General features: G+C 48.5%; 1 protein-coding gene. It reads right to left on the bottom strand.

Going from position 1 to position 369, the window contains the following annotated elements:
- Positions 1-369 (bottom strand): recombinase family protein (locus DW835_RS18580; RefSeq protein WP_243037249.1); only part of this gene is annotated, 369 nt, incomplete at both ends.

Below are 369 nucleotides of genomic sequence, written 5' to 3'. Positions count from 1 at the left end.
CTCCTGAACTTTTTGGAACACTTCTTCGGAAATAATGGCTTCGTGGGTATTTTCCACACGATACCATTCTTCCTGCGGCTTCCGCACCTTTTTCTTGTTCTTGAATGAAATGTTGCTCTGCTTGTTGTGAACGCTGTGACCGATGTAGGTTTCCTCTTTCAAAATGCTCTTGACCTGTGCAATCGTCCACGCATAGGCTTTTTCTGCGGGCGCACCGGCGTAGATATTAGCGAAAGTCCCGTATCTTTCATAGTTCAGCCAGCCGGGGGTAGGTACTTTTTCTTCCACCAGAATCCGTGTAATGCTGGCGGCACCCCTCCCGTGTACTGCAAGGTCAAAAATCTTCTCTACAATCCAGCGTGTTTCCGG

The sequence above is a fragment of the Clostridium sp. AM34-9AC genome, from assembly GCF_003480225.1.
GTDB lineage: Bacteria > Bacillota > Clostridia > Lachnospirales > Lachnospiraceae > Acetatifactor > Acetatifactor acetigignens.
This window is presented reverse-complemented; position numbering and strand designations above follow the sequence as displayed.